The sequence below is a fragment of the Leptospira bandrabouensis genome, from assembly GCF_004770905.1.
Taxonomy (GTDB): domain Bacteria; phylum Spirochaetota; class Leptospiria; order Leptospirales; family Leptospiraceae; genus Leptospira_A; species Leptospira_A bandrabouensis.
In genome coordinates, this window is the sequence record NZ_RQHT01000001.1 from 32,043 (window position 1) to 58,095 (window position 26,053).

The following is a 26,053-nucleotide window of genomic DNA, read 5'->3' on the forward strand; positions in this document are numbered from 1 at the left end:
AACTTCTTGTTATGCGAAACGATCTATTTTGAACCACTTCATTCTGCCGATAGTTTGTATCTTCCATTACTTTTAAAGGATTTGGTTACAGGTCTTGGAATTAGACATTGGTATCTTCCCCCATCTCCCTATTTATTTCCTGATTTGTTTCTATACCTTATCCTTTATCCGATCTTTCCTTTTTTATATCTACCTAGTTTTTATGGAGCCACCCAAATGGCTTTGGTTTTACTTGGAATTTTTATTTTTCTATCGAAGTATCTAAACAAAACAAAATCATTCCAATTTCTTTATCTTTTTGAAACCCTATTTATTTTTTTCTCTCTACTGGGATCTTTTTTTGGTGACCGACCTCTCCCACTGGTTTATTTTCTTTCGGGAACCCACCATAGCACGGGTTTCTTTTTTTCCCTTTTGCTTTCCCTTTATCTATACTCCTTGTTAAATGAGAAAGAAAAAGATAAAAAGAATTTTACTCCTTCTTTCGTTTTGCCATTTCCCTTAGTTCTATTCTTTTTCTTTAGTTTTGAATTACTATATATTTCAGATCGTTTTTCTTTTGTCCTCGGAGTCATTGCCTTTTTTGTGGTTCGAATTTGGGATGAAAAATTAACACTCAGAGAACGATTATCATACTTTCAAACAAAAAGGTTTTGGATCCTCACTCTCATTTTCCTGATCTTAGGTGAACTTGTATTTTTTGAACTCAAGGCCATTGTATCCATACCCAATAGTTTCCAAATTTTATTTACCTACCTTACTAAATGGAATGTTTCCGCAATCATACAACTTTCGGGAACCTATCTTTTTGATTTTGCAAAACATATATTTTACCAAGGACGCTCCCTTCTCATTTTAGTCGGATTTGTCTTTTTGGGTTTTACTCGATTCCCCAAACTAATCCAACATCTTCTCCTTGTGTTTTTTCCGATCCTTCTTGTGCTTTTACTCCTAGTGGGAAGGTTTACCTACCTCCATCCTTATCCCATTCGGTATTTGTTCCCTCTCTGGTTTTTGGGGTTTTTTGGTATCACCTGGGTTCTCAATCAACTGATTCCAAAAGGAAATCGGAAAGGTCTATTTTTCATTCTTCTTTGTATGGGAGGGATGCTTTTCTTTTTTCCATTTCCCAGAGAAAAAACTAAGGCCAACTTCTCCCAAATCACCGAAACAAAAGTCGCTTACGATTTAGAAAAACCCATCCGGTTTTGGAGTGAAGGGAGAAAATCTCCCATTCCTATAGATAAAGACGGGAAACCTTACCACTGGATCACGGGTGCATTCCATACGCACTTGACAGAGTGAAGCGAACCTATGATCTGGAAGTAGATGGAAGATTACGTACGCATATTTGATACTACTTTAAGGGACGGGGAACAGTGCCCAGGGGCCGCTATGAGCGAAGATGAAAAGGTGGAAATTGCCCAACACCTTGCTCGGATGAAAGTAGATATCATCGAGGCAGGATTTCCAGTTTCTTCTCCCGTACAATTCAAAGCAGTGGAACGAATCGCCCGTGAAATTGAAGGTCCTATCATCTGCGGGTTGGCCCGTGCCCTTCGACCTGATTTAGAAGCAGCTCGTGATGCCCTAAAACCTGCCAAACAAAAACGCATTCATACCTTTATTGCCTCTTCTCCCATCCACATGAAACATAAATTGGGTAAGTCTCCCTCAGAAGTATTAGAGATGGCAAGAGTGGCTGTGAAAATGGCTAGAGACTTTGTCACCGATGTAGAATTTTCCCCAGAGGATGCCACTCGCTCCGAATGGGAGTTCTTACGCGAGTTAGTCGAAGCTGTCATCGAAGAAGGTGCCACTACCATCAATATTCCTGACACTGTGGGTTATACAACCCCACAAGAATATATGGATCTCTTTCGTTTCTTAAAAAAAGAAGTGAAAGGAGCCGACAAAGTGATTTTTTCTGCGCATTGCCATAACGACCTAGGCCTTGCTGTGGCTAACTCTCTAGCAACCGTTCTTGCTGGTGGTCGCCAGATTGAATGTACAATTAACGGAATCGGAGAAAGAGCCGGAAACACAGCTATGGAAGAAGTGGTGATGGCTCTGAAAACCAGAAAAGATGCTTTTGGTGTAGAAACAAAAATTGATTCTACTCTCATTACTCGCGGATCTCATTTGGTAAAGACCATCACAGGAATGGTAGTCCAACCTAACAAAGCGATTGTGGGTGCCAATGCATTTGCGCATGAATCTGGAATCCACCAAGATGGTGTAATTAAAAATAGACAAACCTATGAAATTATGACTCCGGAATCTGTGGGGCTCAAATCCAATCGTATGGTTCTTGGACGCCATTCCGGAAGAGCAGGTTTCAAAGACCGAGTGATTCGTATGGGATTTGATCCCAAACCGGAAGAAATCGACAATGCTTACAACCGGTTCCTAGAGATTGCTGATAAAAAAAAGGAAGTCTTCGATGAAGACATCGCAGCACTTTTTCAAGCAGAGATCAGTAGGTCGCAAGTAGAAGAAAAATACCGTCTTCTTTCTTTTGAACAAAATACAGGATCCAACCAAACTCCGAGTTCCAAAATTTCTTTGTTTATCAAAGGCGAGACAAAACTTGCCGAAGCCCATGGAGACGGTCCAGTAGACAGTATCTTTAAAGCGATTAATTTGGCCACTGGTCTTTCTCCACTCCTTTCCAGACTTGTCATCTCACCTGTAACGGAAGGAACGGATGCCATGGCTGAAGCATCAGTCACTTTAGAAGATGGTGAACGTAGGGTGGTCGGCAAAGGGGATTCTACCGATATCATTGAAGCTTGTGCCAAAGCCTATATCAATGCTTTGAACCGGTTGTGATTTTATGAAAACCGAAACCAAACTTTTTTCGATCGAATCCCTGGTGCGTAAGGAACTACTCACTTACAAACCCTATACACCGGGGGAACAACCGGGCCTCAGTACAACAACAATCAAACTCAATACGAACGAAAACCCCTACTCACCTTCTCCTAAAATCAGAGAAGCTGTAGACAAAGTTTTGGAGACAGGTGTTTTACGAAAGTATCCCAACTACCACGGAAGAAAACTTCAGGAAATGATTGCAAAAGACTATCATTTAGACCCGGACCAAATATTGGTCACCAATGGATCTGATGAAGCCTTACGTTTGTTATTCCAAGCCCTTATTGGCCCAGGAGATGTGGTCGTTGCCCCGGACCCAACCTATTCCTTTTATCCGGTTCTTACCGAACAGATGATGGTGGGAGCTACTTACAAAGCCATTCCGCTTAAATCCGACTTACATTTTGATTTTGAATCTTTGGAAAAAGAACAAGGAAAACTACTTTGTTTTGCTCATCCCAATGCACCTACTGGTGTGGAAGAACCCAAAGAAAAACTTTTAAACTTAGTAAAAAATTTTTCCGGTATAGTTTTATCCGATGAGGCTTATATTGATTTTACAGAGCCTAACTCTAGTTTGATCTCTGAAATCCAAAACCATCCCAATTTAGTGGTTTCCAGAACCTTCTCGAAATCTTACGCACTCGCCGGGCTTCGAGTTGGGTATTTAGTTGGGTCCCTGGAAGTTATTTCCTGGATCCGCAAACTCAAAGATTCTTATAATGTGGGAATTTTAGAACAAGTTGTGGCAGAAGCTTCTTATGCGGACAAAGAATACTTTTTGGAAAAACGAACTCTTGTGATTGAGGAAAGAGAAAAGTTAAAAAAGGATCTAGAGTCTCTTGGTTTTGAGATCCCCAAATCATCTACAAATTTTTTGTTTTGCAAACCGAAGTTAGGTGCCTCACCGGAGAGTTTGTATTTGCGATTAAAAGAAAAAAACATCCTCATTCGGTATTTTTCCACTGGAATTTCCAAAGATTATATTCGAATTACGATTGGAACAAAAGAAGAAAATAAAAAACTATTAGAAAACATTCAAGAGTTACTCTAGATAAAAAACCCGGATGCCTCATTCGACAACCGGGATTTAATTTCACTTCCACTGGAATTTACCAAACACCAATTGGGAGTTTTACTTCTGAATTTCGATTTTAGTTTTTTTAGGTTCCATTTTAGGAATCGTAAGTTCCAAAATTCCATTCTTCATTTTTGCAATTGCTTTGTCTGAATGAATGGCTTTGCCTATTGTGAATTTACGGAAATAATTTCCTTCCCGATATTCAGCAAGTCTTACCTGGCCTCTCGGTTCTGCCGGCGGAACAAACTTTCCTTCCAAAATCAATTGATCCTTTTCAATCGAAATCTCCACAGAAGATTGGTCCACTCCAGGCATTTCTACTCGGAATAAAATTGATTCTTCTGTTTCCATTACATCCACATTGGGAGAGTAAACTCGAATCGATTGTTTTTGATCTTTTTCTTCAACTTTTTCTGTAAGTTCTCTATTGTTTTCTTGTGTGAGTGTATTCATAACTTTCTCCTTATCCTATGGTGATAGATACTTTTTTAGGTTTGTCTTCTTCTCTACGAGGAAGGTGGATGTTAAGAACTCCATTCGAATATTTTGCTAAAACATGTTCCTGGTCTACGCGAAATGGTAATTCTAATGTTCTATGAAATTCTCCATTAAAGATTTCGCGACGGTGCACTTCGGTTCCTTCCGCTAGTTCCTCCGCTTTCTTTCTTCCATGAATGGAGAGTAAATTGTCTTTTACATTAATATCAATTTGGTCAGTTTCCATTCCTGGAAGTAAACAGGTCACGAGGGCTTCGTCTTCCTTCGTATAAACGTTTACCGGAGGAAAATTGGATGCAGAACCAAATTGGCTGTCCAAAATAGAACGAGTCAACTCATCGTTCAACCTGTCAAAATCTCTCCAGAACTGATTTGCTTTGGTTTGTGGGTCTAGAATTCGAAACAACATGCTCATTCTCCTCATTAGCACTCATCACTATTGATTGCTATTTTTATTAGCACTCTACATGTATGACTGCCAAAAGTCAAGAATGTTTTTAATTTTAGTCTTTTCTTAAAAAAAATTTTGTCTCATAATCCCTGCCAAACTAGCCTGGAATCCAATGCCTATCCAAGACAAATTAAAAGAACTGGGATTAGAAATTCCCCCCATCCCAGCTGCCTTAGCCGCTTATATCCCTTCCAAAAGGTCAGGGAACCTTGTTTTTACTTCAGGACAACTCCCAATGGTCGCAGGAAAATTACGAAAAACCGGGAAGGTTAGCAAAGACTTAAGTCTAGAAGAAGCAAAGGAGGAGGCAAAACAATGTGTTTTAAATGCATTAGCCGCAACACTTCTCCATATAGAATCCTTAGATAAAATCAAATCCATTATTAAACTAGGGGTTTTTGTTTCAGGAACTCCAGATTTCACCGAACAACACTTAGTTGCCAATGGTGCATCGGAACTACTAGCTACCATTTTTGGTGAAAAGGGAAAACATGCAAGGTTTGCCATTGGCGTAAGTTCACTTCCACTCGATGCTAGTGTGGAATTAGAAATGGTTGTAGAAGTAGAATGACTAATTCTATATTATCTAAATTTTTCCATTTGATCAAATTTATTAAAGAATCTATTCTGTTTGTCCCGGAACTAACCATTGCTTGGTGGGACTTAACCAAAAGAATTTTTATTTCACTCTATCGTTATTGGAATAGTAAACTTTTTTTTGACAAAATATTCTTTATTTTTTTGTTTTTACAGCTAATCTTTTCTGTTCTTCCTTGGTTCTCTTATGAAATTAGTTTTTTTGAAAACAGAGAATCCATTTCCCTTGGACCAAAGTTAAACTCAGTGTTCATTCTGCTGGCTCTTCTTAATTTTTTCTTTTTAGGATTTTGGAAATCATCGTGGACAAGGATTTGGTTTTTTGCATGCCAAATGGTGTCCATAGTCTTTGTAATTTGGGGTTATTTGGATCCCAAAAGATATTTTTATGATTTTGTTAAACCTGAAGAAGTTGGATTAGGATTGCCCTTCTATTTATTTTTGGGTTCCGTTATGGGAGCATTTTTATTCGGATACCTTACCTTTAAAAAGGAAGATGAGGTATTAGGTAGAATCTAAATCAATACAGCTATAGACAAAATAAATGCCTGACAAACAAAATCAGGCGTTTATTTTCTGTGGCAAAAACAAAAACTAACTTTTATTAGCTTAAATTTTCCAATATTTCCAAAACTTCTTTTCCGTCTTTTTTTATCACATCCACAAGATACTTACTTCCTTTGTCTTTTTGAAACAAAATCTTTTTAGAAAGCGGTTTTCCAATTTCTGCATTTAAAATTCTTTGAATGGGCCTTGCCCCCATTGTTTTGTCATAACCGGTTTCTGCCAAATATCGGACTGCTTTTTCTGAAAGTTCCAAATGGATGCCTTTCTCATTGGCTTTGGCCTGCAAAGTGCGAAACATTCGTTTGACCACAAGCTCCACAACCTGAATGGATAGTGCACCAAATTCTACAACCGCTGTGAGTCGATTTCGAAATTCAGGAGTGAATGTCCTTTCAATCGCTTTAAGAGAACGATCATCATAACGATCTGAATCAAAACCAAGGAGGGGTTTAGAACTTTCCTGAGCACCTGTATTTGTGGTTAAGATTAAAATGACATTGCGAAAATCTGCTTTTTTACCAGTGCTATCAGTGAGTGTGGCATGGTCCATTACCTGTAACAAGATATTATAAATATCTTCATGGGCTTTTTCAATTTCATCGAATAACAACACACAGTGGGGATTTTTAGCTATGGCATCTGTGAGTTGGCCGCCTTGGTCATAACCCACGTATCCTGGAGGGCTACCAATCAGACGAGATACGGAATGTTTTTCCATATATTCACTCATATCAAAACGCAGAAACTCCACGCCCATTTTTTCTGCCAAAGTTTTTGCCACTTCGGTTTTACCAACTCCTGTGGGACCAACAAATAAAAAACTACCAATTGGTTTTCCCTCGTCACTGAGGCCTGAACGAGAATAATGAATGGCATCTACCACTTGTTCGATGGCATGATCCTGGCCGAAAACTACAGATTTGATTTCGGAATCCAGATGTTCTAATTTCTTTTTGTCATCGGCCTTTACGGTTTTTTCTGGAATTTTGGCAATTTTGGCCACAAGAGATTCGATTTCTAAGATCCCTACTTGTTTTTTTGCTTTTTCTTTTTTCTCATCACGTAACTTTACAAAGGCGCCTGACTCATCCATTAAATCTATGGCTTTGTCTGGCAAAAAACGATCTCTTAAATGAAGGCTTGATAAATCCACACATGCTTCTATGGCTTTGGGGCTGTAGGTCACACCATGAAAAGATTCGTATTTGGGTTTTAATCCTTTTAAGATTTCGATCGCATCTTCTCTGGAAGGTTCTGTGACTTCTATCTTTTGGAATCTTCGAGAGAGTGCATGGTCTTTTTCAAAGATCGATTTATATTCTTTGTAAGTGGTAGTTCCAATGCATTTGAGTTCTCCGTTGGCAAGGGCAGGTTTCATCAAATTGGAGGCATCCAAACTTCCACCAGAGACTGCACCGGCTCCCACAATGGTATGAATTTCGTCTACAAAAATGATTCGTTCCGGTTTACCAACTACTTCTTGTAAGATGGCCTTTAAACGTTCTTCAAATTCCCCACGAAATTTGGTTCCTGCCATCACAAGTCCCATATCAAGTGAATAAATTTCTAAATTTAGTAAACTTTTGGGAACAAGACCCTTAATCACACGATCGGCGATTCCTTCCACAATTGATGTTTTCCCAACACCAGCTTCCCCTACAAAAATAGGGTTATTTTTACGACGACGCGATAAGATATGAATGGTTCTTTCGATTTCGGTATCTCTGCCAATACAAGGATCTAATTTTCCTAACCTGGCTCTTTCAGTAAGATTAACGCAGAATTTTTCCAGTGCTGATTTTTTAGATCCGGAATCTAAATCTTCCGCATCCGTTTCTTCGGTAAAATTTGGTTCCTCTGCTTCTTTATCTTTTTTAATGCCGTGAGAGATGTATTTAATTACATCCAGTCGGTTGACTTCTTGTTTGGCGAGGAGATAGAAGGCCTGGCTATCTTCTTCTCGAAAAAGAGCCACAAGTACATTGTTTCCATCCACCTCTTCTTTGCCGGAATTTTGAACATGGAAGGCAGCGAATTGAATGACAAACTGGACACCCACAGTGTAACGAGGTTGGATTTTTAAATCAGGAACAGCAATGGTGGATAGATCTTCTTCAAAGTATTCCGTTAGCTCCTTTCTAAGAAGGTCCAAATCGCAACCAACATTAATGAGAACTTCCTTTGTTTTTTCATTATAGGTAAGACCATATAATAAATGTTCCAAGGTAATAAATTCATGATGATATTTACTGGCTTCGTTACTAGCAAGTTCTAAGGTTTTTTCTAAATCAAGGGAAAGGTTCATTCGTCCTCCTCTTTTGCCAATTGGCATTGTAATGGATGTCCCGCATCATCTGCTAGTTTATGTACTTCCGCAACCTTTGTTCTTGCAATGTCCAATGAATACACCCCACAAACCGCAGACCCCGTAGTATGAGCCTTCCACATAATTTGACGAGATTCTTCCATAGATTTCCGAAATACATTGGCTAGTACAAAAACTACAAATTCTTGGGGAGTGTAATCATCATTGATGAGAATGACTTTATACCGGTCCGGTTTTTTTAGTTTTTTCTTTTGTTTTTCTCTTTCGAGAAGTTCCACATTCATATCGGTATAAGATTTGCGTTTTGGATCTGACACTTAAGTTCCCTCCCGAAGCGATTTGATAGGTGATTGTGAATTGTATGCGGAAATATTTTCACGTTCCATCACAATCTCTCGTTCCAAATAAGACTCAATAGCCGCCCTGCCTTGTTCGTTGTAAATATGATGCAAACTATACATAGGAACCGCTTCATATCCCCTAAGGAATTTATGTTCCCCTTGGGCGCCCGCTTCGACTCGTTCCATTTTATGTGTTATAGCAAAATCAATCAATCGGTAATAACAACATTCAAAATGCAAATTGGGAACATGTTCCAAAGCTCCCCAATACCTACCAAATAAAAACCCATCCCTGAATACATTCAAACTCCCACCAACTGGTTTGCCTGATGGGTCGCTTGCCAAAACAAGTAACAAACGATGCCGAAAATTTTTATGCATTTCTATAAAAAACTTTCGATTCAAATAGGCCTGCCCCCATTTTTTGGAATGGGTATCTTGGTAAAACTCATAAAAAATATGAGCATGCTCTTCTGTAATTTGGTCACCAGTTAGAGTTTGGATGGTAAGACCTGATTCAGAAATTTTCCTACGCTCCTGGCGGATGGTTTTTCTTCGGTCTTTGACAAGAGTGGATAAAAACTCTTCAAAATTCGCAAAACCTTTGTTAAACCAGTGGTATTGATGAGAAATTCTCGGCGCAAAAGAATTTTGAATTCCCAGTTTTTGTTCGTCTTCTTTACAAAATAAAATATGAACGGAAGAAGTATCATTTTCCTTTCCATATTCCAAAAGGGATTGTAAAAGAAGGGAACTTATATTTGTTTTCTCTTCTTCGTTTAAATCCAAAGAAAGTAAAATCCGAGACCCGGTCACAGGTGTAAAAGGAACTGCCACCGTTAGTTTCGGGTAATAAGGAATTCCTGCCCTGTGAAAGGCATTGGCCCATTGGAAATCAAAAATATATTCCCCATAGGAATCCCGACGAAGGTAAGCTGGAAGGACTCCCAATAGAATCCCGTCTCGCCTAGCAGAGAAAATCACTGGCATCCAATCTGAATTGCCAATACATCCAGTAGATTCTAAACCCGATAGAAATTCGTATTCCTGGAAGACGGAATCAGGCGGAACCAAAAGATTCCATTCTTCCTTGGTAAAGTCCCAAAAACTCTGGGATATTTTGATCGTTAACGTTTCACTCAATGTAAACTTTAGACTCTAACTCACAACATCTTGTTTGTTTTGTTTTTTCCGAATGTGGTCGAGTAACCTTTGCAAACTTGGATTTTCCGGATCTAATTCCAATGCAGAACTCAGGATATTTTCGGCCCGGCTTAGATTTTTGTCGGCCAGATAGGTCTGTCCTAAATTGATTAGGTTTTTCACATGATTTGGATCCCGAAGGCGCACCCTTTCCCCAAAATCAATGGCGGTTTTGATATCGGCCACCTTCCTTGCACAAAAAGCAGTGATGTACATAATTTCTGTATCCATTGGCCTAAGTAAACTATAGTCTTTGGCCATTTTTTTGGCGTTTCCATAGTCTTTCAGTTTCAAATACAGTTGGATGAATTTCTTTTTAATTTCAGGAATATTCTCTTCTAATGAATTTGCTTTTTCTAAATAGGAAACAGCTTCTTGTAAATCGGATGATTCACTTGCTTCCTTTGCTTTTAAAAGGAGAGTTTGGATTTCTTTTAACCTTTCTTTTTCAATTTTGTATCTTTCCTTTTCTTCGATATAAGATACACGTAACAATGATAAGTCGTCAGTGAGTGTCCCGTAACTTGCTAGTTCTTCATAGATTTTATCAAGTTCCCCTTTCCCCGATTCCACTACCTTAAGGAATAACCTTTCGTCTTCGTTGATGACTCGTTTCCCTTCGGCGGTGTGCGAGATGAGTAAATCATCGCGACCATCAGAGCCGGCAATCAAAACGTCTCCTGGTTCCAATTGGAAGGTTTTTATATATAAATTTCCCTGTACTCCCGAAGTTCCGAGTTTCCGAAACATAAGTTCGTTTTCGATAAAACTTGCAATCCCATCCCGATACAAAACCATCCAAGGATGTTCCGCATTGATAAAATAAAGTAACCCAGTTTCATTATCAATAAGACCAAGTACAAGAGAAACTAACATGGATCCGTCAAAACCTTCAAAAATTTTATGAAGTTCTAAAAAGGTATTTTTGATCCAACGTTCTGGATAGGTATTTCTTGCTTCACTTAAAAGTTGCGTTCTTGTGATGATTGATTCAAAAACTGACCCAAGAACAAGTGCTCCCCCCGCACCCTGCATGGACTTCCCCATGGCATCGGCATTTAAAAACACAGTATACGACCGGTTGTTTAATAAAATTTGGTTTGCTATATTTAAATCCCCACCGATTTCTTTTTCATATTGGCGAAATGTAAATTTTTTCTTCTGCTCCAATAGAAAGTCCACTTGCACATTATCATGGTTTGCATGGTTTGCATGAAACGGCTGCAGAAGAAGAGAAGTTAAGAAGTAATCACCATCTTGTTGGTGTTTGAGAGATTGGACTTCTTTTAATGTATTTTCCAATTCCTTGGTTCTTTCTTGTACCTTAACCTCTAATTGTTCTGCATACTGTTGTAGTTTTTTTCTGGCAGCTTGAATCGAACGAACCATCCGATTGAAAGACCTTGCCATAAATCCAATATCATCTTCTACGTGAACCGTCAGTCGGTATTCCAAGTTTCCAGAATTTACCTCAGTTAAACCTTCGATGATTTGTTCAATCGGTCGAATCAAGGCAATAAGAAAAAACAACCGATAGCCAAAAATCACAAGGACCGCCAATGAAAGGACACCAATGATCCAAGGAAGAGTTACCTCATGTTGAAAATCCCTATAGTCCGAATAAGGATATCCCACTTCATGGATCAGGCCATTTTTTTTATCTACTACCAAATAACTTATGTAAAACGAATAATCAGGATTATTTTCAGCAAATTTGACTTGGCCCCTATAATTTCTATCTCCATGATTCGGCATTGGCGAAAACATTTGGTCGAGGATTTCGACTTTTTGGTTCTCTGTTAGGTTTGTCTCTAATACCGCGCGTGCTGCTCCATAAAAACCGGATAGTGGTCCTTCTTTTTTGGATACAAGAGAAAGTGCATTTTCAGAAAATTTGTTTGTTGGAATTTCTCTTAGTTTGTTTCTTGTATAAAGAATTTTCCGTTTTTCTGACTCTAATTCCTGAATTAATGCCTCGGGACTAATGACTGTGTCTAAACTGAGGAGACGTTCTATTTCCGCAGAGTAACCTTTGCTAGTCTCTGGAAGTTGCGAAAGTAAATTTTTTGTAGATTCTTTCCAATCATTTCTTCCTTTAAAAGAAAGAATGGTTTCCAAAGCCCAATAATTCCAATATTCCGATTGGTATGTATCTGGATCTACGGAAGTAGATTCGATTCCTTTTTTACGGACAAATTCTTTTTGATTGGTATCATAGGTATAATGAAAACTTGGAACCTGATCGGTTTCTAACCCAGCAATGTAGTTTTTTGCTCTGGCTGTATGCACCATATCATAATTGGATTCGGATTGTTGGATCACAGAATAGGCAACCAATTGCAAAACTAACAAAAATGAGGCGAGAGAAATTCCTATAATTCGCGAGATAATTGTTGTTTTATCTTTTGTATTATTGATATAAACAACATTTGCTACAAAAAGTCCTACCACTAGCACAAGGTCTGTAATCGTCTGATAGATCCCTCTACCAATCGCACCGTCTCTGGACTGCGCATTCATGATTCCTGGGATGATGGTGACAAGAATAAAAGCGATGAGGATACTTGCCGAAGCGAACCTGGATTCTTTAGGCATTTTAAAAATCTGAATCATCGCCATCAAAGAAAAAATAACAAAAAATACCAATACAATGACCGCATAAACTTTATAAAATATGGGAACAGGGAAATCCCAATAGTGACCACTAAAGAAAAACAACCTACCAGCCGTTAAACTAATAAATACAAAGTACCCAGTAACAGTGACTACTACTGAATTCATAATAAGGAATAAATATTTTTTAAGTCGGGGAAAATATACTTCTGGATAACTTAAGAAAAAACTAGTTAAATAAGTAGCTCCCGCCATTGCTCCAATAATCACAAGCCAACGCAAATAAGCTGATGATGGTCCCATAAAGGAAAAATTAATCAGATAAGCAAAATGAAACAGACCAAGCCAGAGAGTTCCCATTCCCAACTGGTAGGTGGCTTCTGATTTTTCTTTCACCGTTAAAAAAAATTGTGCATTGTAAAAAGTAAAAATTACACCGACAAGAGAGCCGAATGTATAAAAATCAAACGCTATATTTCCCCAAGAGTTCATGGGTGAAAACCCTAACAGATAAAGAAATCATGTCAACTTTGTATTTCTTTTCTTCTTAATTTGTATAAAAAGTACAAAATAAAACACAAAATAACAAATCCAATGACTCGATTGTAGTATGATAACATAACAATGATTTGGTTCCAGTTGGATCCTAATAGAGATCCACCTAAAAGAAGAAGCCCACACCAAAGGGAAATGGCAAACGAATACAATAATACAAATTTAATGATGTTCATTTTACTCATTCCAGCGACAATCGAGACAAAAAAACGAATTCCTGCAGAGAATCGGGACAGTAAAACAACAACGATCTCATGTTTTCGAAACCAAATCAGTGTCTTCCGTAAGTTCTCTTCCTGGTAAAGCGCAGATAAAAATGGGAACTTGGAACGTTTTAGAAATTGAAGGATTCTTTCTCCAAAGAAGTACATCACAAGGGCCCCAAGAAGGTTTCCAAAATAGGTAGCCAAAACCACTGAAAAAAAGGATAAGGGTGAGTCCTGACTCGAAGAGAGAAACCCAGAAAAAACGGTAACCGTATCCCCAGGCCACGGGGGAAAAACATTTTCCAAAAAGTTGGAAAAACAGAAAAATACCCAAAGAACAAGGGGCGGTAACTCCAAAATTCGACCGAGAAACGAATCAAACTGCAGAAAATCCAACACAAAGAAAAAGATATGCCATCCTGTCTATTGGCAACAAAGATTTAAAAAAATGAATGGAAGGAATCAATACTACCACATTTGCTTTCCGTAATGCTTCGATTTTTACCTTTTTTACTATTGATTCTCTCGGCCTGTGCTCCCACGACCCAAACAGAAATCTACCGTTTTGATCAAATCATAGTTTCTAGAAATCCAACAAGCGCACCCCCAGCCTTTCCTCAGTCTTTCTTTCCAGAAAAACCGAAGTTTTTACAATCCAGTGAATTCAAAACGAGCCATATTCATACCAAAGAAGCATATCTTCTTATGGAATCAGAAGAAAGTATAGAAAACATTCGCAAACGAATCGAAACAAGAGCCGCCCAAGGCGATTGGAAACTAATTGATCAAACAGAAAAAAATGGTGAGGTAACCTATTTATTGGAAGGATTTATTAAAAAATCCCTTTCCATTATCATTTCAGATAATGGAAGTTCCACAAGTTACATTCGGTTTTACTTTAAAAAACATTCCAGTTACTAATTATGAATTGGATAAAGAATAAAAACGAAACCATCGTCTATCTTTTACTCAGTGCTATTTTTATAGGTACTTGTCTTACTTTATTTTTTGTATTTAAACCCTTTCTATGGGCAAGTTTTCTTGCTCTATTATTTTATCTCACAACAAGGAAAATTCACAAAAAACTAAAGAATGTTTTAGGTGTCAAATTTCATGGTCTCTCACCTTACATTATGGTCATCCTAATGCTTGCGGGAGTTTTCATTCCTTCCTATCTGATTGTATCTACATTAATTAGAGAATCTTTAAATTTAGTCAGTTATATTAGAAACCAACTCACAGAAGAATCCATTGTTGCGTTGTTATTAAATAGTCCGATGTTAACTGATTTTTTTACAGAAAATGAATTTTTCTGGATCAAACTTCCATTGATGTACCGGGAATATGTGGGTCAACACATGGATATATTGAACTTGGATTCTATTTATAGTTTATTAAAGAATTCATCCGGATTTTTACTTGGATCATTTGAAGTTCCTGGTGCCATCATCTTCAATGCATTTTTTACCTTTATCTTACTTTTCTTTTTATATAAAGAAGGAAGTCGGATGGAACATGGTCTTTTTGTTTTGTTACCATTCCCAACAGAAATTGAAGAACGATTAGGGCGAAGGATTGAAGAAGCCATTCGAACTGTAATGATGGGAAATCTTTTTATATCCTTATTACAAGGTGCCTTAGTTTATGTTTTGTTACTCTTCACTTCGGTTTCGAATAAATTTTTACTTTCTAGCATTGCCACAATTTTTTCTTTAATTCCAGTGGTGGGAACCTCTGTGGTTTGGTTGCCCATTGGATTATATATTGGTTTAGTTCAGGAAAATTGGACGGGAAGTGTCCTTTTTATGATCGCAGGTGGGGCAAGTTATTTGATTTTAGAAAACTTAGTAAAACCTAAAATTTTAGATAAAAAACTAAAAACACATCCATTTTTGATCTTTTTATCCCTGATCGGCGGTTTACAAGAGTTTGGTGTAGCTGGGATCATTATCGGTCCCATGGCTTTAACGCTTGTCATTATCCTTTGGGATTTTTGGAAAATCTTTAGAGAAACACGGTTTCAAAATCTATAAATGGAACTTGTAGACTCATCTCTCAGTGTCAGTGAGGTGAACCGCCTCATCAAATCAAAACTCCAAGACTCAACTGAATTTAAAAACATTTGGGTTCGTGGGGAAATTTCCAATCATTCCCAAACCAATAGTTCTGGTCATATTTATTTTTCACTAAAAGATACAACCAGTGTCATCAAATGTGCCTTCTTTTCCTTCCAAGCCAAAAATTATAAAGGGACTCCACTTCGCAATGGAATGGAAATTTTAGTTTATGGTTCTGTTTCTGTGTATGAACCAGGTGGTTATTATAGTTTAACCGTTCAAAAAATTGAAGAAATTGGAGAGGGAGATATCCTTCTCAAAATTGAAAAATTAAAAAAAGCCTTACTCGAAAAAGGAATCTTTGATGCCACACACAAACGTCCACTTCCCAAATTTCCCAAACGTTTAGGCATTGTCACCTCTCCCAAAGGAGCGGCAGTAGAAGACATCATTCGCATTGCTACAGATCTAAATCCTTCCATTCAAATTTTAGTATCTCCCTGTTTAGTACAAGGAGATGGTGCTGAAACCTCAATCATTGAAGCCATAAGAGAAATCAACGATCCGAAATGGGAAGTGGATGTCATCATTGCAGGACGAGGTGGTGGTTCTTTTGAAGATTTAATGGCCTTCAACCAAGAAGCAGTGGTGATGGCTTACTACAACTCCCGTATTCCTATTATTTCTGCAGTAGGACATGAAATTGATCGTGTGCTTACAGACCTTGCAGCAGATGCAACTACCCCAACCCCAACTGCTGCGGCAAAACTTGCCATTCCTAATGTCTCGGATACTCTCATTCGACTCGATGAAATGGAAGATAGGTTAAAATCAGCATTAACCAATCGCATTCGAGTGGGAAAGGAAAAATGGATGGGTGTTTCCACAAGGCCTGTTTTCCAGAATCCAAAAACTATGATAGAATCCAGATCTACACAGTTGGATGAATTAATGACAAAGATTTCTTTACTTGGAAAAAACTATTTAGTTCGTAAACAAAGTGAATTTCAAAAATTTGATTTTTTTTCTCAGAACTGGAAATCTTATTTAGAAAGAATCCACAACAAATTTACACTCGCCGAACAAAGATTAGATCACTTTTCACCACTTGGTACTTTAAAACGTGGATATTCTGTGTTAAGAAATCAAAAAAAACAAGTTATATCATCCATTCAAAATGTTTCAAAGAATGAAAGTTTAGAAGTAACCCTCACTGACGGAAAACTTCTAGTTGAAGTAAAAGAAAAAATTTAGGAAATCAAAATGGCAGAGAAAAAAACAGTTAGCTTTGAAGAAGCACTTCGCGAATTAGAAGACATTGCTGAAAAATTAGAAAGAGGAACTCTTTCGTTAGAAGATTCTATCACCGCATACGAACGTGGGATGGAATTAAAGAAAGTATGTTCCGAAAGACTTGTAGATGCGGAAGCTAAAATTGAATTTTTATCAAAAGCACCAAGTGGTGAAACTGTAAAAGCCACTGTCAAAAAAAAGAAGGATGAAACACCTTCAAAACCCGTGGAAGAAGATCTATTTTAAAGAATGAGTTTCCAAGCAGTATTCATTGTTGGTTACTTATTCATAACCATTGCCATTGGCGTTTATGCGGCCAAAAAAGTTAAGAATTCAAAAGACTTTATTTTAGCAGGAAGAAGCCTTCCTCTCCCAATTTCTACAGCAGCTCTATTTGCAACTTGGTTTGGAAGTGAAACCATTCTTGGTTCGTCTGTCGAATTTGCCAAAGGTGGATTTTTATCTGTCATCCAAGATCCGTTTGGTGGAGCCCTTTGTCTTTTTTTATTAGGACTTATCTTTGCTAAGTATCTTTACCGAATGCAAATTCTTACCTTTGGTGACTTCTATAGAAACCGTTATGGAAAAAAGATGGAGTTTATTGCCGGGATTTGCCTGATTTTCTCTTATTTTGGATGGGTGGCTGCACAATTTGTGGCCCTTGGCATTATGGTTCAAATTCTTTTTGGAATCAACCAATTTACAGCAATAGTCATCGGAGCCTTGCTTGTTGTATTTTATACTTATTTAGGGGGAATGTGGTCTGTATCTTTAACCGATTTTTTTCAATCTATCTCCATTGTTGTTGGACTTGTTATCGTATTATTTGAGTTAAATGAAGTAAAACCCATCTGGACCTCCATCCAAGAAAAACCGGATGTTTTTTTTCGTTTTTTTCCTGAATCCAATTTTCATGCTTGGACATTGTATTTATCGGCTTGGATGGTAGTAGGATTTGGTTCTTTACCCCAACAGGATATTTTCCAAAGAGTGATGTCCGCTAAATCAGAAAAAGTAGCCATCAAAGCTTCCTACCTTTCTTCGATTTTCTATTTACTCTTTGCTCTCATCCCACTCTTTTTAGGACTCCATGCCAAAAGTTTACTTCCTGATTTTGATTTAAATTCGGAAACAGGACAACTTCTGATTCCTACTATGATCTCTAAGTTTTCCAGTCCTTGGATCCAAGTATTATTTTTTTCTGCATTGATATCAGCAATTCTTTCCACAGCTTCTGGTGCAATCCTTGCTCCATCTTCCATATTATCTGAGAATATTCTAAAATACGCATTTACGGATATGGATGATAAAAAGCTCCTACTACTTTCTAGGACTTCGGTTCTTATCATTGCAGGGATTTCTTTTTTGTTAGCAGTGGGAAAACCTTCTATTTATGCATTGGTAGAAGATTCTGGGGGAATTTCTCTTGTGACTTTATTTATCCCGATGGTATTTGGGTTAATGAGTCAAAAGGCAGACGAAAGGTCTGCTCTCTTTTCTCTTTTCGTGGGAATTGTCACCTGGCTATTTTTGGAAATTTATGGTGACGATATGACAAGTCACTTCTATGGAACCATTGCTAGTCTACTTGCCATCTTAGTGGGAATGTATTTTTTTCCTAAGAAAGGGCAATCCTTAGAAGCCAAGTAAAAACCTCTTTCATATCAATCCCAAGGGCTTTTGCTTGTTGGGGAATGAGACTGGTTCCCGTCATTCCAGGAAGTGTATTTGTTTCCAATACATAGGGAACTCCATTACTAATGATAAAATCAGTTCTTGAGTATCCTTTACACCCCAAAATTTCATGACATAACAAAGTATACTCTTGTAGTTTTTTTGTGATTTCTTCGCCAACAGGGGCCGGAGTGATTTCCTCACTTCCCCCTTTGGTATACTTAGCTTCAAAATCAAAAAATTCTGATTTTGGTCGAATCTCAGTCGGCACTAATGCAAAAGGAATTCTTTTATCACCTTCTTTTTTTTCCAATACCCCAATCGAAACTTCCGTTCCCGATATGAGTTTTTGGATTAAAACTCGGTCCTCTGTCACAAAAATTTTATCCACAAGAACCATTGCTTCCTCAGGAGTTTTTGCCATTCCAGTATTTACACTTGACCCACCTAACGTTGGCTTAATGAACACTGGAAAATCAAAAGGAAGGTTTAAAACCGTTTTTCTAGCATCGGTTTTTCCTTTTTCTAAATCCACAAAAGGAGCAACAGGAATTCCTATCGTTTGGAATAAAAGATTGGCGCGGTATTTATCCATGGCAAGAGCCGAAGCCAAAACTCCCGACCCGGTATGAGGAATTTCTAATACATCGAGGAATCCTTGGATTCGTCCGTCCTCTCCGGCACCACCGTGTAACCCCAAAAAGGCGGCCAAAAATCCATGTTCGAGTAAACCTGCTCCCGTTGATGGCTTTGTAATTTGGTTTTGTGAAGAAAATTCCTTCAAAAAATCTGATTCTGTTTTTCCTGTAGGATCTGGATACACGGGATCTTTTACTGTGGGAATCCAAAATTTTCCCGATTGGTCAATATAAACCGGACAAACTTGGTATTTGTCCCGATCTATGGTATTGAAAATGAAATAAGAAGAACGAATGGAAATGATATGTTCTCCGGAGATACCTCCGAAAAGTAGTGCGATTTTGGTTTGGATCATGAAATCACTTGATTCCTTTTATAGAAACTTGAAGATATTGAAATTACGTGGATTCCCGCTTTAAAATTCAATTAGGAATTGTTTTTTGTCTTCTCTTTCTCAGTACGGGAGTTTCTGCCAAACTTCCTAATTCCTTTACAGAAGACATCAAATCCAATTACCACCAATTTTGGTTTTTATATGAGTCTGAAGAAAGAGGCCGCCAAAGTTATTTAGCATTCCGCCCTTTTTATATTGGTTTCCAAGACAAAACCTATGCCTTTCGCTTTAAAAGTTATTTATCACCCATCTATTACAAAGAAGAAACCAATTATTGGTATACTTGGTCTTCCTTATTTATCTTTAGTGGCACCGGATTCAAACATGAAGAAGGTGACGCGGATGAAGATATCCTTTTTACTCCCCTTTTGATTTGGGGAAAGGGTGAATCACAAAGAGAAAACTATTTCAGTGTTTTTCCCCTTTATGGAAAAATTAGAAACAAACTTTCTTACCAAGAACTAAGTTATGTTTTGTTTCCCATTTATTCAGAATGGAAATACAAAACCTACGAAGCTAAATCTTTACTTTGGCCTTTTGTGATGTGGGGTAACTCCGAAACACGAAACGATTTTCGAATTTTTCCTATTTATTCAAAAAAGGAACATGAAGGAAAATACATACGAAAATCTTTTCTTTGGCCTTTTTTCCAATGGGGGGAAGAGAGATTGGATAAAAAAGAACCAACTTCGTATTCAATATTTTTTCCAATCTATAATAGCAAAGATTCGAAAGATGGGAATATGAAAAGTAGAGCCTATCTTTGGTTTCCCCTCTTAAATTCATTATTTTCTTATGGGTATGATAAAAAAACGGGACAAACTAATTACACTGCACTTTTTATTTTTTTCCAATACACAACGTCCGAAAAAAAGGATACGGAAAAATTAGTATTCTTTCCTTTCTATGGATATTCCTATTTTGCCAATAAAGAAGCAGAGTTCATCACTCCATTTTACATTCGTTTGACGCAAAATACATCCCACTTAAAGTCCACTACACATTTTTTATTACCTTTTTATTCCCAAATGAAAAGTGAATATGTCCAAACTGGCAGAGAGGATCATTACTTTAAACTTTGGCCACTCTTTCGTTATCATAAAGATCCCGATGGAAATTTAGGTTGGAATACTCTTGCTATCATTCCAGTTCGTTTTGAAGTGATGGAGGATGTTTGGGAACCTATCTTTTCTCTCATTGAGTATAAAAGATCATCGAATGGGGAAAAACGTTTGCACCTAATCACAAGACTCTATACTCATCGGTGGACAGAGGAAGAAACTCATATCCATATTCCCTTACTTGTAGAGTATTCTAAATCACCCACGGGGTTTCGATATGATTTCTTATACGGTTTTTTAGGAATCGATACCCGGGAAACAAATAATAAATTTAAACTCTTTTGGTGGGAACTATGAGACGCATTTATTCCAAAACCTTAGAACCATTCCTCTTTGCAATCGGTTATACAGTCCTCTTACTCTTTCGTGCTGTGGGACAATCCCACCACCTTTATTTCAAACGAAAAGAAATCCTAGAACAAATGTTTATTGCAGGAGTCGGTTCTTTATTTGTTGTCTCGATTGTTTCTGTTTTCACAGGTATGATCCTTGGACTAAACACAGGACTTGGACTCCGGGACTTCGGAGCCGAAGGCCAAATTGGACTTTTACTCACTATCACACTCACGAGGGAAATGTCCCCCTTTATGACATCTCTCATTTTGGCAGCTTCTGTGGGTTCGGCGATGGCAGCAGAAATTGGAACAATGAAAGTATCGGAAGAAATTGATGCTTTGGAAGTTATGTCGATTAGTCCAGTCAGGTATCTGGTTATGCCTAGAATTGTTGGGTTTTCTTTAATGGTTCCAGTCCTTTGTGTATATTCTGCAGCCTTAGGAATCTTAGGTGGTGGAATCGTAGGACATTTTCAGTTGGGAATCGATATGATCAGTTATTTCCAGGATGTTTATTATCGGATATCATCCGTTCCAGGATTAAAAGACTTATATGTGGGTCTACTCAAAGGTTATGTATTTGGACTTTCCATCTCTACCATCTCTTGTAGCCAAGGACTTAGGACAGAAGGTGGGGCCATTGGAGTGGGCCAAACCACAAGAAAGGCTGTGGTCACCTCGTTTTTAATGGTCATTTTTTCTGGTTATGTGCTCACTGCCTTATTTTATAAATGAAGGAAATTATGGAACCTTTTGCCATTGAAATGAAAAACGTCCATAAAGCTTTTGGTAAACGAAAGATTTTAAAAGGAATGGACTTAACCGTCAAACAAGGAGAGACGATGGTCATCCTTGGGCCTTCTGGTACAGGAAAATCAGTCAGTCTAAAACACATCACGGGACTCCTTGATCCTGATGAAGGAGATTGTCAGATTTTCGGTGAGTCCATAGTGAATGCGAGTGAAAAAAAAAGAGAAGAACTTAGATCCAAACTGGGAGTGTTATTTCAGTCAGGAGCTCTTATCAATTGGCTTACTGTCTATGAAAATGTAGCTCTACCTCTACGGGAACATAAAATTGCCTCCGGGGAAGAACTGGATCGTATTGTAATGGAAAAGTTAAAATGGCTCGACTTAGTTCCCGCCAAAGATACGTTACCTAGTAATATTTCTGGGGGAATGAAAAAACGTGTGGGCCTTGCGCGTGCTCTTACTTCTCAACCTAAAATCGTGTTATACGATGAACCGACCTCTGGTCTTGACCCCGTCATGTCGAATGTCATCAATGATTTAGTCATTCGTTTACAAAAAGAATTGGGTCTAACATCCATAGTGGTCACTCATGATATGAACTCTGCCTACCGAATTGCCGATCGGATTAGTTTTCTTTATGAAGGCAAAGTGCAGTTTTGTGGAACCCCAGAAGAAATCCAAAAATCAACGAATCCTGTCATCCAACAGTTCATTCATGGGAACACGGTTGGTCCGATGATTCTTGATCATTCCGAATTAAAAAAAGGAAAATCCATTTGACTTTGCCCATCACTCTAGGAGATTTTTAGGGAATGCCTACCGCAGGTCGCGCTCTTATCGTTGGTCTTTTATTTGTCTTTTCTCTAGTGGCCGTGGGTTATTTTACCATCGTCACCGAAGGTGGGCCCTTTCAAAAATCTGGATACCAACTTCCTGTCTACTTTCCCGATGCCGAAGGGATCAAAATTGGAAACAAGGTCACCATCCATGGGGTACCTTTTGGGTATGTCTCCAAAATCCGTTTGGTGCAAATTGATGAATACGGTAATCTATTGCCTGAGGGAGAAACAGGGATTGGAACCAAGGTGGAACTCACCCTTCTTTTGAAGGGAAAAGTGCAACTTTTCTCTAACTATGAAATCACCATCAAAAACGAAAGTTTGCTTTCTGGTCGTGTAGTCTCACTCGATCCTGGTTCCAAGTTCCCCGTAGATCCGAAAACCAAAGAATACATGATGTCAGAACCTGCCCTGACCAAAGTGGAAATTTCCCCTCGGTCGGGAAAAATGATCCCCATCCAAGGGAAGGTCACCCAAGATCCCCTTGTTTCTCTTTCGGAACTCATTGCCGAAAACCGTTCGGACATTCGGAAAACCGTCCAGAATATTGCGGGAATCACTGGAAAAATCAATGAAGGCCAAGGAACTCTCGGAAAACTCATCAATGAAAGTGATGTTCATAAGTCAGTGAACACCACTCTCGGAGATGCCCAAGTGGTTTTGAAAGAACTCAGAGAAGGTTTGGAAGACACTAGGGAACAAGCCCCTGTCACCAGTTTCATTCGTTCGGCTCTCAGTGCTTTTTAAGAACTAACACGTAAAATACGGTCTAGTTTGTAGTAAAATTCTTTAGAGTTTCGCACAAAACCGGGCCGTGACATTCCCGCCACACTGTTGTAAAAAGGAGACATTTTTTTGACTAGGGGCTCCGGTTTTGGAATTGTCCGAACCCCCTTTCCTACAAATTTGTAAGTAGGAACTGAATATGGAAACGGCGATACACAGAAAAACGATCCAAAACTCCATCACACTGAGGGGAATTGGCGTCCATTCCGGGAAAATGGTGACTTTACGGCTCCATCCCGCAGAAGCAAATACAGGACTGATCTTTTACCTCTACAAAGGGACCCAAAAAATCCGAATCCCCGTTTCTCTCGACCATGTAGTCGACACAAGTAACGCCACCACCATCGGGGATGGAAGTTCCAACCGAGTGCAAACCATCGAACACCTTCTCGCCGCAGTTCACACCCTAGGCATTACCGATTGTATTTTTGAAATTGATTCCGTAGAAGTTCCAATTATGGATGGATCCTCTCTGCCGTTTTGGGAAGGAATCCGCTCTGCTGGAATCCGGGTTCTAGACGAAACCATAGAACCTATCACCATCGCCAACCCCATTTGGGTTGTGGACGGGGACAAATACCTCGTCATGTTGCCTTCCGACGAATTAAAAGTTACTTATAGCATTGATTTTAACCACCCACTTCTCCGTGGCCAATCCTACACCACTACCCTTGACGAATCCATTTTAGGAACAGACATCCTTCCTGCCCGAACCTTTGGGTTTTTGAAAGATGTGGAAGCCCTCCAAGCCCGTGGCCTTGCTATGGGTGGATCTCTCGACAATGCGGTAGTTCTCACAGATGACGGGTATCTGAATGAAACCTTACGTTATGACAATGAATGTGTGCGTCACAAAATCCTGGATTTAATTGGGGATTTGGCAGTGATGGGAAGACCGTTCCGAGGTCATCTCATTGCCTCTAAAGCGGGACATGCCTTAGACATCTCTCTTGCCAAATGCATTATGAGCCAAGTGACAGGAAACGAACTCACCCAATTCAAAAGTAAAAGAGTTCCTCTTTTCGCCAAAAAACAAGCGGTTCGTTAGAATCCCTCGTTTTTTACTTTCCAAACGAAGCCTTACCGAAAGTATTTTTGGGAAAGGAAAGGATGGAAGAAAAAACCACATTTAAAGGCATTTCTGCCTATCCAGGCACCGTATATGGGAAGGTTTTTCGTTGGAAACAGTCCAAAAGGAAACGCGAAGACCGTACGGATCTTTCTCCTGATGAAATCAAAGAAGAAGTAGAACTCCTGAAAAAAGGGCTCCTCAAAACAGAGGAAGACCTAAATGACCTAGTACAAAAGTCAAAAACCAACCGAGAACTATCAGAAATTTTAGAATCGCAAATTGTATTTTTAAATGACCCATTATTCCGTGCCCGAGTTTTCGAAAGAATCGCACAAAACAACGAATCGGCGGGTCTTGCCCTAGAAACAGCTGTTAGTTCTCTTTATGATGAATTCCAATCCATCCCTGATGAATTTTTTAGGGAACGAGCCGACCATATTTTAGATATTGGGAAAAGAATCGAATCGAATCTTTATCCCGATAAGACAAACGATCAAACCAAAATTCCCGATGACGTCATCCTCATTGCCAAAGAAATCACTCCTTCTGAGATGATCCAACTGGGAAAATCAAAACTCCGAGGGATCGCTACTGACTTTGGAGGGAAAACAGGACATACAGCCATTATTGCAAGAAACTATGGAATCCCTACAATTGTAGGTTTAAAAAACATCACCTCACATGTAGAAGATGATGATTATATTTTACTCGATGCCACAAGGGGAATTTTAAACCGATCACCAGGGATCGATGAAATCAAACTTGCCGGAATCAAAAGTGATATTCATAAAGCCCAGCCGTTACGTGAAATCAGTGATGGCCCAAAAGAAATCAAAACCAAAGATGGAAAAAAGTTTACCCTTCGCGCCAATATTGATTCTGAAGATGAAGTGGATTTAGCTTTTGAACAGGGAGCTGACGGAATTGGCCTTGTACGGACAGAAATTTTATTCATTCGTTATGTAGAATTTAAACCAACAGAAGAAGAGCAGTTTGTTGTATACAAACGAATTCTATTAAAAATGGTAGGTCGCCCAGTGACATTCCGAGTTTGGGACATTGGAGCCGATAAAATGGAAAATGGATACGAAGAAGAAAATCCATTTCTAGGAAATCGAGGAATCCGTTACCTGCTCCGCCACCCACACTTTTTTAAAGAACAATTAAAAGCACTGCTTCGTGCCAGCGAATTTGGTACGATGAGAATCATGCTTCCCATGATCACAACCCGTTCTGAAATTTTACAGACCAAATCCTTGTTAAGTGAATGTTTAGAAGAGTTAAAAAACGCAGGACTCGTCATCACAAAAAAAATTCCCCTTGGAATTATGGTGGAAACACCAGCTTGTGCACTCAATTTGCCATTTCTTGGAAATCATGTCGATTTCTATAGTGTAGGAACCAATGACCTTTTACAATACCTTTTGGCAGTAGAACGTAACAACCACTTGGTGGGTGATCTTTACAATCCTTGGCAGGTTGTCTTTTTATTGTTATTAAAAAACATAGCCGATGTAGCCAATGCCCAGAAAAAACCCATTAGCATTTGTGGGGAAATTGGTAGTGATCCTATGTTTACCGCCGTTCTTATTGGTCTTGGATTTAGAGATTTGAGTTCTGCCCTGCCACTGATGCGAGAAGTAGCAGAAAAGGTACAAGAAATATCTTCTTGGAAAGCAAAACTTCTCGCCGAACAAGTGATTGGTCTTGCAGGCGAAGAAAAATTCGAAGAAATTGAAGCCTTAGTTTTAGAAACGAAAGGATAGATACATATTA

24 protein-coding genes are annotated in these 26,053 nt (G+C 38.6%); 16 read left to right on the plus strand and 8 right to left on the minus strand.

From position 1 onward, the window contains the following. Positions 1 to 6: 6 nt before the first annotated feature. Genes EHR07_RS00125 through hisC form a run of 3 tightly spaced genes read left to right on the plus strand, consistent with a single transcriptional unit; the run spans position 7 to position 3,931 of the window. Entirely contained in the window at positions 7 to 1,305 is a 1,299-nt protein-coding gene (locus EHR07_RS00125; RefSeq protein ID WP_244288889.1) for a hypothetical protein, read from the plus strand. A gap of 24 nt (positions 1,306 to 1,329) precedes the next feature. Continuing rightward, positions 1,330 to 2,832 carry a 2-isopropylmalate synthase gene (locus tag EHR07_RS00130; protein WP_135743194.1) on the plus strand — a complete coding sequence of 501 codons (1,503 nt, stop codon included), beginning with the start codon at positions 1,330 to 1,332 and terminating at the stop codon, positions 2,830 to 2,832. Positions 2,833 to 2,836: 4 nt separating this feature from the next. Beyond that, positions 2,837 to 3,931: a histidinol-phosphate transaminase gene (gene hisC, locus EHR07_RS00135; RefSeq protein WP_135743195.1), complete on the plus strand. Its 1,095-nt coding sequence runs from the start codon at positions 2,837 to 2,839 to the stop codon at positions 3,929 to 3,931. A gap of 81 nt (positions 3,932 to 4,012) precedes the next feature. Here hisC and EHR07_RS00140 read toward each other — a convergent pair whose 3' ends face one another. Together EHR07_RS00140 and EHR07_RS00145 are read right to left on the minus strand one after the other, a co-directional pair. Then, positions 4,013 to 4,411 carry an Hsp20/alpha crystallin family protein gene (locus EHR07_RS00140; RefSeq protein ID WP_135743196.1) on the minus strand — a complete coding sequence of 133 codons (399 nt, stop codon included), beginning with the start codon at positions 4,409 to 4,411 and terminating at the stop codon, positions 4,013 to 4,015. A 10-nt stretch (positions 4,412 to 4,421) separates the two neighbouring features. Further along, on the minus strand, positions 4,422 to 4,865 hold the full coding sequence (locus EHR07_RS00145; protein ID WP_135743255.1) for an Hsp20/alpha crystallin family protein: 444 nt from the start codon (positions 4,863 to 4,865) through the stop codon (positions 4,422 to 4,424). A gap of 154 nt (positions 4,866 to 5,019) precedes the next feature. On the opposite strand from EHR07_RS00145, the gene EHR07_RS00150 reads away from it, so the two are divergent. Both EHR07_RS00150 and EHR07_RS00155 read left to right on the plus strand, forming a co-directional pair. Further along, entirely contained in the window at positions 5,020 to 5,478 is a 459-nt protein-coding gene (locus EHR07_RS00150; protein WP_135743197.1) for a RidA family protein, read from the plus strand. Next, positions 5,475 to 6,023, plus strand: a complete 549-nt coding sequence (locus EHR07_RS00155) for a hypothetical protein (protein WP_135743198.1) — start codon at positions 5,475 to 5,477, stop codon at positions 6,021 to 6,023. Before EHR07_RS00150 ends, EHR07_RS00155 begins: the two co-directional genes overlap by 4 nt. A gap of 85 nt (positions 6,024 to 6,108) precedes the next feature. Here EHR07_RS00155 and clpA read toward each other — a convergent pair whose 3' ends face one another. Genes clpA through EHR07_RS00180 form a run of 5 tightly spaced genes read right to left on the minus strand, consistent with a single transcriptional unit; the run spans position 6,109 to position 13,711 of the window. Next, complete coding sequence (clpA, locus tag EHR07_RS00160) at positions 6,109 to 8,376, minus strand: ATP-dependent Clp protease ATP-binding subunit ClpA (RefSeq protein WP_135743199.1); 2,268 nt, start codon at positions 8,374 to 8,376, stop codon at positions 6,109 to 6,111. Beyond that, positions 8,373 to 8,714, minus strand: coding sequence for an ATP-dependent Clp protease adapter ClpS (gene clpS / locus EHR07_RS00165; RefSeq protein ID WP_135743200.1), 342 nt, complete (start codon positions 8,712 to 8,714; stop codon positions 8,373 to 8,375). The genes clpA and clpS overlap by 4 nt, the downstream gene beginning before the upstream one ends. Next, entirely contained in the window at positions 8,715 to 9,881 is a 1,167-nt protein-coding gene (locus EHR07_RS00170) for a GNAT family N-acetyltransferase (RefSeq protein WP_135743201.1), read from the minus strand. Between the two features lie 15 nt (positions 9,882 to 9,896). Continuing rightward, the gene (locus EHR07_RS00175) at positions 9,897 to 13,046 is read right to left on the minus strand and encodes a SpoIIE family protein phosphatase (RefSeq protein ID WP_135743202.1); all 3,150 of its coding nucleotides are present in this window, start codon (positions 13,044 to 13,046) and stop codon (positions 9,897 to 9,899) included. 32 nt (positions 13,047 to 13,078) lie between these two features. Continuing rightward, a complete protein-coding gene (locus EHR07_RS00180) occupies positions 13,079 to 13,711 on the minus strand; it encodes a DedA family protein (RefSeq protein ID WP_135743256.1) in 633 nt (210 codons plus the stop codon). Between the two features lie 93 nt (positions 13,712 to 13,804). Between EHR07_RS00180 and EHR07_RS00185 the strand changes: the two genes are divergently transcribed. From EHR07_RS00185 to EHR07_RS00205, 5 genes are read left to right on the plus strand one after another with little or no spacing between them, the layout of a single operon-like run. Continuing rightward, on the plus strand, positions 13,805 to 14,236 hold the full coding sequence (locus EHR07_RS00185) for a hypothetical protein (protein WP_135743257.1): 432 nt from the start codon (positions 13,805 to 13,807) through the stop codon (positions 14,234 to 14,236). Positions 14,237 to 14,238: 2 nt separating this feature from the next. After that, entirely contained in the window at positions 14,239 to 15,348 is a 1,110-nt protein-coding gene (locus tag EHR07_RS00190) for an AI-2E family transporter (protein ID WP_135743203.1), read from the plus strand. Beyond that, positions 15,349 to 16,626 (plus strand): exodeoxyribonuclease VII large subunit, encoded by a 1,278-nt coding sequence (gene xseA / locus EHR07_RS00195; protein WP_135743204.1) that lies wholly within the window; start codon positions 15,349 to 15,351, stop codon positions 16,624 to 16,626. A gap of 9 nt (positions 16,627 to 16,635) precedes the next feature. Continuing rightward, positions 16,636 to 16,911 carry an exodeoxyribonuclease VII small subunit gene (locus EHR07_RS00200; RefSeq protein WP_135743205.1) on the plus strand — a complete coding sequence of 92 codons (276 nt, stop codon included), beginning with the start codon at positions 16,636 to 16,638 and terminating at the stop codon, positions 16,909 to 16,911. 3 nt (positions 16,912 to 16,914) lie between these two features. Next, positions 16,915 to 18,315: a high affinity choline transporter 1 gene (locus EHR07_RS00205; RefSeq protein WP_135743206.1), complete on the plus strand. Its 1,401-nt coding sequence runs from the start codon at positions 16,915 to 16,917 to the stop codon at positions 18,313 to 18,315. On the opposite strand, the gene EHR07_RS00210 is transcribed toward EHR07_RS00205, so the two are convergent. Further along, on the minus strand, positions 18,284 to 19,333 hold the full coding sequence (locus EHR07_RS00210; RefSeq protein WP_135743207.1) for a D-alanine--D-alanine ligase: 1,050 nt from the start codon (positions 19,331 to 19,333) through the stop codon (positions 18,284 to 18,286). The genes EHR07_RS00205 and EHR07_RS00210 overlap by 32 nt on opposite strands. Before the next feature lie 47 nt (positions 19,334 to 19,380). On the opposite strand from EHR07_RS00210, the gene EHR07_RS00215 reads away from it, so the two are divergent. The 6 genes from EHR07_RS00215 (at position 19,381) to ptsP (ending at position 26,043) form a co-directional block, all read left to right on the plus strand. Continuing rightward, positions 19,381 to 20,790, plus strand: coding sequence for a hypothetical protein (locus EHR07_RS00215; protein ID WP_135743208.1), 1,410 nt, complete (start codon positions 19,381 to 19,383; stop codon positions 20,788 to 20,790). Continuing rightward, complete coding sequence (locus EHR07_RS00220; protein ID WP_135743209.1) at positions 20,787 to 21,563, plus strand: MlaE family ABC transporter permease; 777 nt, start codon at positions 20,787 to 20,789, stop codon at positions 21,561 to 21,563. Before EHR07_RS00215 ends, EHR07_RS00220 begins: the two co-directional genes overlap by 4 nt. An 8-nt stretch (positions 21,564 to 21,571) precedes the next feature. After that, entirely contained in the window at positions 21,572 to 22,360 is a 789-nt protein-coding gene (locus EHR07_RS00225; protein ID WP_135743210.1) for an ABC transporter ATP-binding protein, read from the plus strand. A 32-nt stretch (positions 22,361 to 22,392) separates the two neighbouring features. Beyond that, the gene (gene mce, locus EHR07_RS00230; RefSeq protein WP_135743211.1) at positions 22,393 to 23,166 is read left to right on the plus strand and encodes a mammalian cell entry protein Mce; all 774 of its coding nucleotides are present in this window, start codon (positions 22,393 to 22,395) and stop codon (positions 23,164 to 23,166) included. Positions 23,167 to 23,344: 178 nt separating this feature from the next. Further along, a complete protein-coding gene (lpxC, locus tag EHR07_RS00235) occupies positions 23,345 to 24,253 on the plus strand; it encodes a UDP-3-O-acyl-N-acetylglucosamine deacetylase (RefSeq protein WP_135743212.1) in 909 nt (302 codons plus the stop codon). Positions 24,254 to 24,315: 62 nt separating this feature from the next. Beyond that, the gene (gene ptsP / locus EHR07_RS00240) at positions 24,316 to 26,043 is read left to right on the plus strand and encodes a phosphoenolpyruvate--protein phosphotransferase (RefSeq protein ID WP_135743213.1); all 1,728 of its coding nucleotides are present in this window, start codon (positions 24,316 to 24,318) and stop codon (positions 26,041 to 26,043) included. The last annotated feature ends 10 nt before the right edge of the window (positions 26,044 to 26,053 follow it).

What these genes read in the sequence shown, in the direction of transcription:
- EHR07_RS00190 (WP_135743203.1), top strand. Translation starts at nt 14,239, where the DNA reads ATGAATTGGATAAAGAATAAAAACGAAACCATCGTCTATCTTTTACTC.
- EHR07_RS00185 (WP_135743257.1), top strand. Translation starts at nt 13,805, where the DNA reads ATGCTTCGATTTTTACCTTTTTTACTATTGATTCTCTCGGCCTGTGCT.
- EHR07_RS00220 (WP_135743209.1), top strand. Translation starts at nt 20,787, where the DNA reads ATGAGACGCATTTATTCCAAAACCTTAGAACCATTCCTCTTTGCAATC.
- hisC (WP_135743195.1), top strand. Translation starts at nt 2,837, where the DNA reads ATGAAAACCGAAACCAAACTTTTTTCGATCGAATCCCTGGTGCGTAAG.
- EHR07_RS00150 (WP_135743197.1), top strand. Translation starts at nt 5,020, where the DNA reads ATGCCTATCCAAGACAAATTAAAAGAACTGGGATTAGAAATTCCCCCC.
- mce (WP_135743211.1), top strand. Translation starts at nt 22,393, where the DNA reads ATGCCTACCGCAGGTCGCGCTCTTATCGTTGGTCTTTTATTTGTCTTT.
- EHR07_RS00210 (WP_135743207.1), bottom strand. Translation starts at nt 19,333, where the DNA reads ATGATCCAAACCAAAATCGCACTACTTTTCGGAGGTATCTCCGGAGAA.
- clpA (WP_135743199.1), bottom strand. Translation starts at nt 8,376, where the DNA reads ATGAACCTTTCCCTTGATTTAGAAAAAACCTTAGAACTTGCTAGTAAC.
- EHR07_RS00200 (WP_135743205.1), top strand. Translation starts at nt 16,636, where the DNA reads ATGGCAGAGAAAAAAACAGTTAGCTTTGAAGAAGCACTTCGCGAATTA.
- xseA (WP_135743204.1), top strand. Translation starts at nt 15,349, where the DNA reads ATGGAACTTGTAGACTCATCTCTCAGTGTCAGTGAGGTGAACCGCCTC.
- EHR07_RS00175 (WP_135743202.1), bottom strand. Translation starts at nt 13,046, where the DNA reads ATGAACTCTTGGGGAAATATAGCGTTTGATTTTTATACATTCGGCTCT.
- EHR07_RS00140 (WP_135743196.1), bottom strand. Translation starts at nt 4,411, where the DNA reads ATGAATACACTCACACAAGAAAACAATAGAGAACTTACAGAAAAAGTT.
- lpxC (WP_135743212.1), top strand. Translation starts at nt 23,345, where the DNA reads ATGGAAACGGCGATACACAGAAAAACGATCCAAAACTCCATCACACTG.
- EHR07_RS00155 (WP_135743198.1), top strand. Translation starts at nt 5,475, where the DNA reads ATGACTAATTCTATATTATCTAAATTTTTCCATTTGATCAAATTTATT.
- EHR07_RS00130 (WP_135743194.1), top strand. Translation starts at nt 1,330, where the DNA reads ATGGAAGATTACGTACGCATATTTGATACTACTTTAAGGGACGGGGAA.
- EHR07_RS00225 (WP_135743210.1), top strand. Translation starts at nt 21,572, where the DNA reads ATGGAACCTTTTGCCATTGAAATGAAAAACGTCCATAAAGCTTTTGGT.
- EHR07_RS00145 (WP_135743255.1), bottom strand. Translation starts at nt 4,865, where the DNA reads ATGTTGTTTCGAATTCTAGACCCACAAACCAAAGCAAATCAGTTCTGG.
- ptsP (WP_135743213.1), top strand. Translation starts at nt 24,316, where the DNA reads ATGGAAGAAAAAACCACATTTAAAGGCATTTCTGCCTATCCAGGCACC.
- EHR07_RS00205 (WP_135743206.1), top strand. Translation starts at nt 16,915, where the DNA reads ATGAGTTTCCAAGCAGTATTCATTGTTGGTTACTTATTCATAACCATT.